Raw genomic sequence first — 12,542 nt, 5'->3', positions numbered from 1 at the left:
TAATAAATGAGGTATTAATGACTCAAGCCATCAGTGTAATGTGGTTCAGGCAGGACTTACGCATAAATGATAATCCTGCATTGCATGCAGCCTGTGATTCAGGTGAAGTCATTCCTGTATATATCATTGATACCGACACCCCAGAACAATTCCAAAAAGGTGGCGCAAGTAATTGGTGGTTACACCATAGTTTATCGTCACTAAATCAACGTCTTAACGGCAACCTACAAGTTTTTGTAGGCAGTGCCAAAAAAATACTTATTGAATTGATGCATGCTTTCGGAGCCAACAGTATCTTTTGGAACCGTTGTTATACACCATGGGAAATGGAGAGGGACAAGAGACTAAAAACAGCGTTAAAAAAGAGCGGATTTAACGCAAGAAGCTTTAACGGTAGCTTGCTCTGGGAACCTATGGACGTACTTAAAAAAGACGGCACACCGTACAAGGTCTTTACGCCTTATTATAGAAAAGGCTGTTTGGGGAAGGACGCTCCAAGAATGCCCATGGGCGTGCCCTCAAGTATTGAGTTTGCTGAAGTAGAAAATAAAGGCACCGCAATCGACGATCTAGGTCTACTTCCCACTATTACTTGGGATACTCAGATTGCAAACCAATGGCAACCCGGTGAGAGCAGTGCCTCGGATAAATTAGAACAGTTTATATCATCCGCTGTAACGCAATATCGCGAGCGCCGTAACTTTCCATCGGTCACGGGTACTTCTCAACTATCTCCCCATCTACATTTTGGAGAGATTTCGCCGCATCAAATTTGGTACGCCATACTAGGTGCGTTTGGTGATACCTCACAAGAAGGTATCGACACTTTTCTTAGCGAGATTGGATGGCGCGAATTTAGCTATTATTTGCTGTATCACTTTCCAACACTACCTACAGAAAACTTCAACGCAAAGTTCGACCACTTTGAGTGGTTATCTGACACTGACGCCCTCAATGCGTGGAAACAGGGTAATACCGGTATTCCAATCGTAGACGCGGGAATGCGGGAGCTTTGGCAAACCGGATATATGCACAATCGTGTTCGTATGATTGTAGGTTCATTTCTTGTGAAGAATCTGCTACTTGATTGGCGTGAAGGAGAACGATGGTTCTGGGATTGTTTACTCGATGCTGACTTAGCCAGTAACAGTGCGAGTTGGCAATGGGTGGCTGGGAGCGGCGCAGATGCTGCACCCTATTTTAGAGTGTTTAACCCAGTATTACAGGGAGAAAAGTTTGACAGTAAAGGCAACTACGTTCGCAGGTACTGCCCTGAGCTAAAAGACTTACCCGACAAATACATCCATAAACCCTGGGAAGCTCCTTCAATCATTGCCAAAGGTGTGGGGGTTGAGTTGGGGAAAACATACCCTAAACCCATTGTTGACCTAAAAGCGTCGAGACTTCGAGCGCTTGATGCGTTTGCAAAGATAAAAGGAAAGTAGGGTGGCAGGAAAACTTATTCTGGTACTGGGCGACCAACTAACGCTAAGCCTTCCCATGCTGCAAAATGCTGATAAGTCTAATGACACCATAATAATGGCAGAGGTGAGGGAAGAAGCTACATACGTAAAACATCACAAGAAAAAAATTGTATTCCTGTTTAGTGCGATGCGTCATTTTGCCAAAGGACTGAGACAAGAAGGATTTAATGTTCACTATATTGAATATGATGATGCTGAAAATCCGGGCAGTTTATTTAATGCGGTAAAAGATGCCGTTACAACTACTGATGCCAGTGCAGTGGAAGTGACCCAGCCCGGTGAATTTAGACTTGATACAGAAATGAAAAGCTGGGAGCAAGCACTTAACCTTCCAGTGATAATAAATGAAGACACTCGATTTATGGCGTCAATTGGCGATTTTGCAGCGTGGGCTGAGGGGCGTAAGCAGTATCGCATGGAGTATTTTTATCGAGAAATGCGCAAGCGCTATGACATTTTGATGGAAAACGGGAAACCCATCGGAGGGAAATGGAACTACGACCAACAAAATAGGGCAACGCTTCCTGCGGGTACTAACGTCCCAAAAAATACGGTTTTCCCAACTAATGCGGTGACGCAACAAGTGATTGCATTAGTTGATGAACAATTTCATGATCACATGGGAAGCACTGACGGATTTCACTATGGTGTGACTCGCGAAGATGCCCTCCACGTTTTAGACCGATTTATTGATGAGCGAATTAATAACTTCGGTACATACCAAGATGCAATGTTACAAGACGAGCCCTGGCTCTATCATTCGCACATTTCATTGTACTTAAACTGTGGCCTGCTCACCCCACGAGAAATCATTAAATCTGCTGAAGTTGCTTATCATTCAGGTCAGGCGCCATTAAATTCTGCCGAGGGATTTATCAGGCAAATACTTGGTTGGCGAGAGTATGTGAGAGGCTTTTACTGGTATTTCATGCCTAAGTTAAAAACAGACAATTACTTCGATAACCATCGACCATTGCCTGATGCCTATTGGACTGCCCAAACAAACATGAACTGTATGCGACAGTGCGTTAAAGAAACCAAGGAAAACGCCTACGCACATCATATACAGCGCCTGATGGTCTTGGGTAACTTTAGCTTGCTCGCTGAATTGTCTCCAGCTCAGGTTCAAGACTGGTATCTGAGCGTTTATGCCGACGCGTACGAATGGGTTGAGTTGCCCAACGTAGCGGGAATGATCTTGTATAGTGACGGTGGGAATCTTGCCAGTAAACCTTATGTGGCAAGCGGTAGCTATATCAAAAAAATGTCCAACTACTGTGGTAACTGTGGTTATAAAGTGAATAAAAAAGTAGGCGATGATGCATGCCCGTTCAATTACTTATACTGGCATTTTATCGACAAGCATAAGGACAAGCTCAAAGAAAACCATCGCATGGGGATGATATTGAACACGTATCATCGTATGAAACCTGAATCTATCGATGCTATGAACAACAGTGCAGAGCGTTTTCTGAGTAAATTAGATGCCAACCAAGAAGTGTGATCTTCCACAAAAAGTGTGTCCTGTGTGCAATAGGCCATTTACTTGGCGTAAAAAATGGGAGAAGAACTGGGAGCATGTTAAATACTGTTCCAAGCGTTGCAGTGGTAATCGTAAGGCGGCAGTGTAGGGTGGTTCGCTTTGTCTATGTTGTGTAGAGTAAACTACAAATAGTGTCAGTTTAGCGAGGGAAAGCTTTAATGCAGATAAAACGATTGTTGATAAAGCTAAACATTATTGCGCTGGTTTTTGCTTTATCGGGCTGTGCAACGCAGTTCAAAACATACCCGCCCAAATCTATGAGCCAGAGCCAGCCTTACGTTAATAACTCTACATTAGCTAACTATTTTGAAGCGGTTGGTAATCCAACCGCTTCAAAAGATGGCTTCTATCCTCTGAGTAACAACAGAGCCTCGCTTTTAGCAAGACTATTACTTATTGAGCTTTCAACGGTAAGTTTGGATCTCCAATACTACATATTCAATAACGACGAAACGGGGCAACTCATCTCTTGGCGCTTATTCGAAGCCGCTGAACGAGGCGTGAAAGTCCGCTTATTGTTAGATGATTTCCCGGCTAAAAACGAGCAGTTACTCTACGCGCTAGCTAAACATCCTAATGTAGAAGTTAGACTCTTTAACCCAACTCAATATAGAAACCCTAAATGGCTGTCGTACATTTTTGATTTTAAGACCGCTAACCAACGAATGCACAATAAGTTGATTACCGCCGATGGCGTGACGAGTATTTTAGGTGGAAGAAACATCGGAAATGAGTACTTTTCGTTTGGTCCCAGCGTGGCATTTGGTGACTTTGATCTTATGGTTTTTCCTAAACAAAACATCAAAATCACGCATAGCGAATGATAATTATTAATATCCATGGTTTGTAGTCATTCATATCTAATCTGACTGGTTTAATCGGGAGTTTCGACTTCACCTGAAAGGCAGCAAGAATCAATAAGTTGCTCAGGGCGCATTGGGCTTACATTTGACTACCGCTAATTAAATGAATTCAGCGAGGCCAATATCGGACAATCTGTGCCTGTTGTTTGCTCACATTCAGTCGAGAGTGATTTCAGAACCTTTGCCAATTTTTTCAAATCTATAATCTTTAGCTCTATGTCTAACAAATGTTTATCAGCGATATTTTTCGCAAATGAACAGTCGGCAGAATTGCCTGCAGAAAGCTCTAACAGTGTTCTGATTTCATCAAGACTGAACCCGAGCTGCCGCGCTCTTTTTACAAATCGCAGTTGTCGTATGTGCTCATCGAGATAAAGCCTATTTCCGCCCTCGCTTCTGGATGGTTTGTCGATCAGGTTTATTTTTTCGTAGTATCGAATGGTTTCGATATTGATATCAGTCAGCTTTGAAACTGAACCAATAGAGTTTGGGTCTTTAATCATGAAATTTTTTCTTGCATCTGTAGTAACTACAGATATTAGCATTACAATTAAGTTGGGCAAGGCTTACAAGCTAAGGCTCAACAGGTATTAGGGGTAATAGATGTCAAAAATTATCGAGGCGTAAAATAGATGAAGAGGTTTAACTGTGGCTTCTGACGCGAAAAAGTGGACGGCAGTCTCGGGCGCGATTGTTGGAGGCTTAGCTGCATCAGCATGTTGCGTACTCCCACTTGTTTTACTATGGGTGGGTATCTCAGGGGCTTGGATAGCAAACCTTACAGCCTTAGCTGAATACCATTTATGGATATTAAGCGGCGCATTACTAATGTTGGGTTTGAGTTACCGTTTGATATTCAGCAATTCGAAGAATAAATGTGATGATGGAAAAATATGCACAAAACCGTTACCACAAAGGTTTGTGAAAAATGCTTTCTGGATAGCCGCTGTATTGATAATTATTGCAGCGGCGTTCCCTTATGCAGTCAGTTTGTATTATGGAGTATAAAAAATGAAACGTAATTTAATGTATATATTGCTAGCAACGACTTTTTGGCTAATGCCATTTGTCAGCCATGCGGAAACGCAAAACGCTACGCTGACGGTAGAAAATATGAGCTGCGCGACCTGCCCAGTGGTAGTTCGAAGTGCATTGCTCAAGTTAGATGGGGTAAATGAGGTTTCAGTGTCTATGAAAGACAAAACGGTTGTCGTGATTTTTGATAATGAAGAAGTCTCAACACAGGACTTAATAGACGCTGTTTCAAATTCTGGCTTCCCAGCCAAACTTCTTAAGAGTTAATTATTATCAAGGAGCGCTGCGCTGTGGCTGATGTTGAATTACTATCAACTTTAACTTGCCCTGAGTGTGGGCACGTTAGTCAAGAAACTATGCCGATCAATGCATGCCAATGGTTTTACGAATGCGTAGCTTGCAAAACGCTATTAAAGCCAAAAGCAGGCGACTGTTGTGTTTACTGTTCTTTTGGAACTGTAAAGTGCCCGCCGATCCAGGAGGGAAAGTCCTGTTGTGATTCCTGAAAGTGACAGTCTACCATTTTTGTGAGTTCAATCGATGTTTGCATTCCATTGGTTGCATGTCTGTGCGGGTGTTTCAGGTTAAGTTTTTACTAATCAAAATGATGTTACGCCTAGAGTAAGCTTTTTTCGACACGTCAAAATACATCTCTAATATCCACCAATGAAGGCTTTCCACTCTCAACTCTAATCAAATCATAAGACTTATTTATTTCTGTAAAGGAGAGTAGTGGAAAAGAATATTCAAAAGCATTTTCAGGCTTACACCATTCGTTGGTTTCAGTTATTGTTACGTGCATCCTACAAACAAACGGCCGCGCATCATAAATAGAGCAGGCACCATTTTTGAGAAACGGGCATGGTGTAAACTTCCCCCTTTCTTGTTTCACGATTATTGCGTTTCTTTTCACGCCTGTACTGTTTTCAATATTCTGTATTTCAATCTCTGACACCGTAACAGGATAAGTACAACAGTGATTGCAGCCTTTGGAACAGGGCGTAAATCTATCAACATGGGCCGATAGCTCATCCATCAACTCATATAACCTGTTGAGTTTTCTCAACACAGGCATTTTAGCTTTGGTTAATCGTTTTGCTATCTTGGCTTCTTTTTGGCTCAACTCAACCGGCATCGAGTTAGAGAGTTTCTTGAAGTTAGATTTTGCAACTTCGTTTGCCGATTCGTAAATTTGTTCTTGTTTTTGCATTACTTAAGCCTTGTTCAAAAAGTATATTATTTTGGAATTTATTTTAGTAACAACTGACTGCCAAGCACTCTGGACAGGTAAATTAGTCGGTGCTACTTATGACAAATCCATCGAATTACAACGCATTTTGAAAACTATCTAATGAGTCAACGTTTGCCAATTCGTTGTGGCTATTTTCCTGTATTACGAAGACAGTAAAATATCAATATCATGCATACGCTCAAACGCAAAATGCTGAGAGTCTTCCAATTGAGAATCTGAAAAGTCGATTTCACCATGGATAACTATGTGGTCCCACGCATTGGCTGAAGACGCTTTGATCTTTTCGATTAACGCGCGTCGCTCGGCTGTATTTTCAGTATTAATGAGTCTCTGCGTCAGATACATATAGTTCCAACAAATAATGGCGTTCTTGATCACTCGTTTACAGTTTTCAACGGCTGTTTGTTCTTCTTTTTCTACATAGTCTAATCCTGATGAGCCGATGGCCAGCGCTCTGTCCAGTCGGTTGCCACTTTCGCCTTTATTGAGTTGTTTATGAATGACCTGTCGCAATTCCAGGTTGTCTATGTAGTCCAAAATATACTGCGTCTTCATGATTTGCCCGTATGCTGTTAATGCCTTTTTGAGCGGGTTTCTGTCGCTGGTATAGGAGTTCAACCGTTTAAAAAGCTGCGACGCGGTGGTGTAACCCAGCTTGATGGATACGACCATGCGAATAAGCTCATCCCAACCTGCGAGTATGTGTTCCGGAGTGATGTTTTTGTTTGGCAGAATGGGATACTCTTTGTGGGCATATGACTTTTTCTTGCCCTTAGGGGCAAAGCGTTGCAGACGATGAATGTTTTTTATTCTGGGCGCAAAGGTAATACTGAGTAAATCGGTGGCACCAAATACCATTTCCGTGTAGCCATGCGTATCGGTAACGTGCATTTTCGACTTCACCACTTCTTGATTCTGAACACAATCAATCATGTAAGGGGCTTCCCTCTCTGCACCGCCTATCACGTTGGCATGGGTGAATAGGTTTCGACAATCATTAGCAAGGTACGCATTGACCACTTGTTCTTTGCCGCCGTAGCGAAACGAGTTTCGGGCGTTAAGCGATCCTTTCGAATTGGTATATTTTACGCCATCGCTTGAGGTGATCGGCTCTCCGTTGACTAAAAAAAGATCGGCCAATGGCATTTTGTCAATGAAATGCATAATAGCGTTGCAGGCCAATATACAGTTTTCATTGGAAAGAAAGCTCTTTTGTACAGTAGCCACAGTCGATGTATTGGTCTGACGCATGATTTTGGCAAACTTATGCTCAGTAAAATGCAACCCTTTACCAATGAGTCCCGCGACCAACTCGCGATTGTGTGGACGCTTTTTATTGTAGCGTTGGCTGTGAGGTTGAAGTTCATTTAAGAATCCCGTACAGGTATGCACGGTACTTAACAATTCCGGCAAGGTCACACGGAGTGCTTGTGGAAAGAGGTCAACATCGGCCTCCACCATTTCCTGTAGTTGAACCGCGTTCATTTTACTGTGTGCGAGGCGAAATCCCCCTAAGCCATCGCCTTTCACATAGTCATTGGCTTCTGCCATCACATGTTCATTTGTCTGTTGATAGCTAACATCCAGTTTTGCTAAGGCATCTTTCAGGACAGTTGCTTTATCTTTAAGGTGAAGCGCATCAGCCTGAATAAGAAAGGAGTCATAATTGTCATTAAGAACCTGTTGCGGGATAATGTAGTCATCGAGGGCGCGACATTCATAAGAGTAGGGGAGTGACAAACCATCGCCAAAAATGGCATCCGATATATACTTGAATAGTACGACCTTGTAGAGCTGTGCTCTAAACGTCTCTTTCTTATCGATATGTTTGCGATCTTTTACCGACAGAAAATCGACCGCAAATGAGGCATCGACTTTCCCTTCAGTTTCTTGGAAACGCTGGATAACACTTAACAGGGCTTTATCCACACTGTCATCACTGAACGTTAAGCAGCTAACCAACGCATTGCATCGCAGCTGAAGCTTTCGCGAGCCCTCTTCCAAAAAATGATAAAACAAAGCATCACCACTGAGCGAATCCAAATCGGTTTTAACATCTTCAATGGTCTTTGCCGTTTTATCGTGATTAGGCTTCGTCTTTTGCACTGCCTCACTCACTTTGGCTAGTTTTTGCTCAGCACTTAAAGTCGCATCATTGAGTATACTTTCGATTTGTTGCACGGCTTTGTATAGGTCAGTGGTACATGCCACTAAACTTTGTGCATGCGCGTGCTGCGTCTGTCTTGCTTTGTAAAAGTGTTCTCTGGCTTGTTTTTCAGCGGCATTATAGGCAGTGGTGACAGATTGCCTTAAGGTCTCCGCCAAGATGTCCTGCAGCGTAAAGAAACGATCTGCGATGAAGCTTACTAAATGCAAATAGCGATCAGCTTCAGTGCGTCGTTCAATCTGGAATACTTGCGTTTTTTGAACAGTTTTAGCGTAATACTTGATAGCGGCCGTTGGTAAATGCAGTGCTTTCAAGGCAGGTTCAATCAAAGTAAAGAGTGCGTGGAGCTGTTTAAAACTCTCAATATTTCGTGCAATTTCTCGTGGTCTGAGCTTTTGTGAAAAGGTCTTGAGTAACGTTAGTTGGTATTGTCCGTGCACACCACCGGGTGATTTATCGAAGAGTTTATCCAATTCGCGTTTGGTGTCCGCATCTAATGCACTCTCGACAGTCTTAATTCGCTTATCGACAACCTCTTGATAGGTCTTTTTGATCTTCGTCTCAAGGGTTCGAAAGTCTGGGATTTCGATGTGTTTTTCTCGCAAAAAAACAACCAAGGATTTAAATGCTTGTTTAAAGGGGAGCTGGCATTGTGCGAAGTGAATGAGTTTGTCTAAGATGAGTTGCTGGGCGTCATCATCAACAAAAGGTTTAACGCCCATGTATTCCAGAATAGTAAGCTTGTGACGTTTTTTCGTGTCGGCTTGATAGTCTTCCCAACTCGGCGGATTAGCGACGCCCAGCTGTTGCGCGATAAAACGAATATCGTCGTCAATAGCGATGTCAAAAAACTGATTCGACATACAGAAATAGCGATACGCTAAGCACAAGAACACGCGGTTACTGTTCTTACGTACGTCTTTTAACGGGCCTTGTATAAAAGCTTCATCGAGCTGGAGATGGTATCGTCGATCGACGGCATTAAACACCGGTGGGGTATCGTGATGCGCTTGTGTAAAGAGTGTTGGGTTTTGCATGGCAGGTTTTGATTTCTATTCCAAAACCCTAAGCGTAGATAAGAATTCAGTCCTCTTCCTGAAATTTTAAATTGCAATCTAAACAGCCAACATTTAATCCTGGTTTTGCCCAAAATAAACAAGAACATCCCTTACAGATATACTTGACGCGACCTGAATGTCGTTTCGGGCGCGTGGTGGTCAGGATGTCAGGCGCGCCATTTGATATCTGCTCACTATTTATCGATGACACGTTTGCCTCATCAGCGTCATGAGGTTGGATGGCGACAACAGAAAGATCATCTTTGTAAGCTGACATGGGGGCTGATGGAGCGTCTTTTAATTGGTAGTGCTGGTCGAGAGTGACGGGATTGTCCTTATCATCATACACTGTGATTGGGGCATCCACTCTAAACACGGGGAAGCGGTCGAGCAAAGGAAATGAAAAGCCTTGCTTTATTAGGGCTTTGCACGCGCGCATGAACGGCCCATCGAGCAAGACATAGTCCATCATTGCTTCGCCTGTTATTGCACCTCCTGGTTTTCCAGTTGCAGAAGGCATCAAACCGATTTCCTGCATCTTGTTTGCCCACTGTTGGTTATGGTATCCGCGTCGTCCAGGCTTACCAAAATGCCCCTGCCAAATGTGTGTCATCTCATGCACAAGCGTTTGACATATTTCAATTAACGGGTATTTTGTAAAGTATTCAGGGTTGATGGCAATTTCATCAACATAGGTGTTGTTACCTTGCTCCCAGCGCTGAAATGAGGCATAACCCATGACGCGATTTTGTCTGTGGTAGGTGAAAACGACCTCTGGCAAACGGGCATTGAACAGTTTTTTATTGAAATAGTCATAGGCATACTGTAGCTGCCCATACGTTTTTTCAGTCGGCTTGTTTGACGCCATCGTTATTAATTCCGTTCGCTTCATTTTGGATCATACGATCCAAAATATTCTTATCGAAAATTTATTTTATTTATAGATTTCAAATGTTTACAGTAAATCAATCTGGTCTAACCTTTAAGGTTTCTGGAATGATCGCTTCTCTAACATTATAGAATTAAATCATACGTTTATCCAAAAAATTACATACTAGATGCCAAAAAACTCAGAAATGAATTGCGATAGGGAAACCCATGCTGGGTTTGGGGACGTTGATGGGTACGTATAAACATGCAATGTCTACATGAGGAATTAAGAGCGGTCGATGCAGATGGGTCGATAAACTAGATGTAACGCAAAACCTCTTCTTTGTATTTTCCGTAGGCACTCACACTCACTTCGCTTGATGTCACTGTATTTGTGGAAGGGAGTAAGTGCGCGCGTATTATTGATGAAGTGACCACACTTGTATTGTCATCGACATTGTTCTCATCGGAAACCCTGTCGGGCGTGTGCTTAACAGGTGAAAGAGGGAATGTTGAGGACGGTGAAACGCCTATTGTTTGTGTCGACGTCAATTTTGGGCGGTCAATCACAACGGCATCCGGCACTTCGCATTGCAGGCGATTGGCAAAGGTAATCAGATCAGGTTGAGCCGGAATGAATAGTACCGCTGTATTGGCATCGCGTTTCTCGCGACGTCGAAGCACCCGACCAAGCACTTGTCTAAAATGCAGCTCCGTACAGATTCGACTTAAATGACAACATACCTGCAAACGGGGGATATCGGTGCCTTCTGTGACCATACCGACCGTGACCAGCCATTTTTGGCGACTTTTTCGGTATCGGTTGAGTTTGTCTTGGCTATCGGGATCTTCGCTGGTGATGATACAAATCGGTTCATGCGTCATGCTCTCTAGTTCAGCTTGAATGTATTTCGCGTGCGCAATGGAAGACGCAATAACCAAACCGCCCGCATCGGCATAACGCCTGCGTCTTTTTGTTAATTCTTGTACTGACAGGCTAAGCATATGACTAACAAATCGTGGATTTTCAAGCACCATCTCGTAACGCAGACCATCATGGGATAACAAGGATGCTAAAGAGGCATGATGAGTGGTGCCGTCTTGCTCAGTGGTGACTGTCCAGTGTTCGTTATCGATGACCGACACTATCGGGGCGCGGCAAACGTCATCGGCTATGGCTTCTTTTAAGCCATAACAATAGTGCATCTGTGGAGACAATAATGCATTGTAGCGCAGCGTGGTGACCGGCAAACGGTCGGAACGCCAGGGCGTTCCGGATAACGACAAGGTATAAGCTTGTTCATTTTGATAAGTCAAGGCCAAAAGCGGATCGGCCCATGCTGTGGCTTCGGCTTTATCCTGGCCACCGCAATGATGGATTTCATCCAAAACGATAGCGAGTCGATAGCTACGCAGCCGATTGAGAAGCGCAGGGGGTAGACTCGCTAAACTTTGGTACGTCATACAAACACCCACTGCATTAAACTGCCCATCCATAGGAAGAGACAGGACGTGTTCAAACGTGCTTCTTAATCCCGCTTTGACGGTTAATGAAGGAGCCACACATATCACATAATCGATCATATCCAAATCGAATAGACGCTTTATTGTCGCCGCAGCAAAGATGGTTTTACCCGCCCCCGGCGTCGCTAAACAACCGAATTGGTGATAGCCATTCATAAAATGCGTAATGGCTTGGTCATGGCAAATCTGTTGCCAGAGTCGCAGATCTATCATGGTTGTGCTAATAAAGCTTCAAGGGCTTTGATCTTGCCTAAGGTGCGTACATTTTGATCCTTAAACGTAACCAGTTGTTGGTCAATACGCGGTGCTAACTCTGGAAATTCATTTCGCAAGCTTTCAAGTTCTTCAGTTGCGCCCAAACTGATCAAAATATCGTGCTGTCTTGCACTCAGACGTTTTTGGATTTCTGTATGATTTGAAACCTTATCGTTTTGAAAAGAGGACTTTGTCTCTGTATTAGGTTTGACAGTATCGTGCAATTTCTTCGTCGCCTGATAATGCGCAGCCTTGTCCTGTTTTTGTGTGACATCCACTAAAAACCCATGTTTAACAAAGGTACGCATAAAACTGTGTACCCAGCGTCTCACATCATTTTTATTCTGTGAGTCAGGGTACAATGCCATGTAACGGTCGCGTAATTCGGTCACGCGAAATCGACTTGTATTCAATGATGTAATAGCCCGGATAAGGCCAGGGTGGGGCGTAAATTGACGCATAACTTACCTTTTTACTGCAAAGGGAATTTT

Annotated in this window: 13 protein-coding genes; 7 read left to right on the top strand and 6 right to left on the bottom strand. The window is 43.3% G+C overall.

Annotated elements, in window-relative coordinates; all coding sequences use genetic code 11:
• Positions 1–17 precede the first annotated feature (17 nt).
• The 4 genes from EYS00_RS07165 to EYS00_RS07150 all read left to right on the top strand — a co-directional run bounded on the left by EYS00_RS07165 (position 18) and on the right by EYS00_RS07150 (position 3,851).
• Complete coding sequence (locus EYS00_RS07165) at positions 18–1,445, top strand: deoxyribodipyrimidine photo-lyase (protein ID WP_130635874.1); 1,428 nt, start codon at positions 18–20, stop codon at positions 1,443–1,445.
• A 1-nt stretch (position 1,446) separates the two neighbouring features.
• Positions 1,447–2,988, top strand: a complete 1,542-nt coding sequence (locus EYS00_RS07160) for a cryptochrome/photolyase family protein (protein ID WP_130635873.1) — start codon at positions 1,447–1,449, stop codon at positions 2,986–2,988.
• On the top strand, positions 2,969–3,115 hold the full coding sequence (locus tag EYS00_RS07155) for a DUF2256 domain-containing protein (protein ID WP_130635872.1): 147 nt from the start codon (positions 2,969–2,971) through the stop codon (positions 3,113–3,115). Before EYS00_RS07160 ends, EYS00_RS07155 begins: the two co-directional genes overlap by 20 nt.
• Before the next feature lie 70 nt (positions 3,116–3,185).
• Positions 3,186–3,851, top strand: coding sequence for a phospholipase D-like domain-containing protein (locus tag EYS00_RS07150; RefSeq protein WP_207301689.1), 666 nt, complete (start codon positions 3,186–3,188; stop codon positions 3,849–3,851).
• Positions 3,852–3,985: 134 nt separating this feature from the next.
• On the opposite strand, the gene EYS00_RS07145 is transcribed toward EYS00_RS07150, so the two are convergent.
• Positions 3,986–4,393: a helix-turn-helix domain-containing protein gene (locus tag EYS00_RS07145; RefSeq protein WP_207301688.1), complete on the bottom strand. Its 408-nt coding sequence runs from the start codon at positions 4,391–4,393 to the stop codon at positions 3,986–3,988.
• Positions 4,394–4,538: 145 nt separating this feature from the next.
• Between EYS00_RS07145 and EYS00_RS07140 the strand changes: the two genes are divergently transcribed.
• Genes EYS00_RS07140 through EYS00_RS20855 form a run of 3 tightly spaced genes read left to right on the top strand, consistent with a single transcriptional unit; the run spans position 4,539 to position 5,431 of the window.
• A complete protein-coding gene (locus EYS00_RS07140) occupies positions 4,539–4,898 on the top strand; it encodes a mercuric transporter MerT family protein (RefSeq protein WP_130635871.1) in 360 nt (119 codons plus the stop codon).
• A 3-nt stretch (positions 4,899–4,901) separates the two neighbouring features.
• Entirely contained in the window at positions 4,902–5,192 is a 291-nt protein-coding gene (locus EYS00_RS07135; RefSeq protein ID WP_130635870.1) for a heavy-metal-associated domain-containing protein, read from the top strand.
• A 23-nt stretch (positions 5,193–5,215) separates the two neighbouring features.
• Entirely contained in the window at positions 5,216–5,431 is a 216-nt protein-coding gene (locus tag EYS00_RS20855; RefSeq protein WP_130635869.1) for a GDCCVxC domain-containing (seleno)protein, read from the top strand.
• A 134-nt stretch (positions 5,432–5,565) separates the two neighbouring features.
• Here EYS00_RS20855 and EYS00_RS07125 read toward each other — a convergent pair whose 3' ends face one another.
• The 5 genes from EYS00_RS07125 to EYS00_RS07105 form a co-directional block, all read right to left on the bottom strand.
• Positions 5,566–6,135 carry a YkgJ family cysteine cluster protein gene (locus EYS00_RS07125; protein ID WP_130635868.1) on the bottom strand — a complete coding sequence of 190 codons (570 nt, stop codon included), beginning with the start codon at positions 6,133–6,135 and terminating at the stop codon, positions 5,566–5,568.
• A gap of 183 nt (positions 6,136–6,318) precedes the next feature.
• Positions 6,319–9,381: a Tn3 family transposase gene (locus EYS00_RS07120; protein WP_130635867.1), complete on the bottom strand. Its 3,063-nt coding sequence runs from the start codon at positions 9,379–9,381 to the stop codon at positions 6,319–6,321.
• 46 nt (positions 9,382–9,427) lie between these two features.
• On the bottom strand, positions 9,428–10,270 hold the full coding sequence (locus EYS00_RS07115; RefSeq protein WP_130635866.1) for a SprT-like domain-containing protein: 843 nt from the start codon (positions 10,268–10,270) through the stop codon (positions 9,428–9,430).
• Positions 10,271–10,590: 320 nt separating this feature from the next.
• On the bottom strand, positions 10,591–12,009 hold the full coding sequence (locus tag EYS00_RS07110; protein ID WP_130635865.1) for a DEAD/DEAH box helicase: 1,419 nt from the start codon (positions 12,007–12,009) through the stop codon (positions 10,591–10,593).
• The gene (locus tag EYS00_RS07105; RefSeq protein ID WP_130635864.1) at positions 12,006–12,512 is read right to left on the bottom strand and encodes a hypothetical protein; all 507 of its coding nucleotides are present in this window, start codon (positions 12,510–12,512) and stop codon (positions 12,006–12,008) included. Before EYS00_RS07105 ends, EYS00_RS07110 begins: the two co-directional genes overlap by 4 nt.
• Positions 12,513–12,542: the final 30 nt, after the last annotated feature.

The sequence above is a fragment of the Alteromonas sp. KUL49 genome, from assembly GCF_006538345.1.
Lineage (GTDB): Bacteria > Pseudomonadota > Gammaproteobacteria > Enterobacterales > Alteromonadaceae > Alteromonas.
The sequence above is the reverse complement of the archived record's forward strand: the minus strand, read 5'-3'. Positions and strand labels throughout refer to the sequence as shown.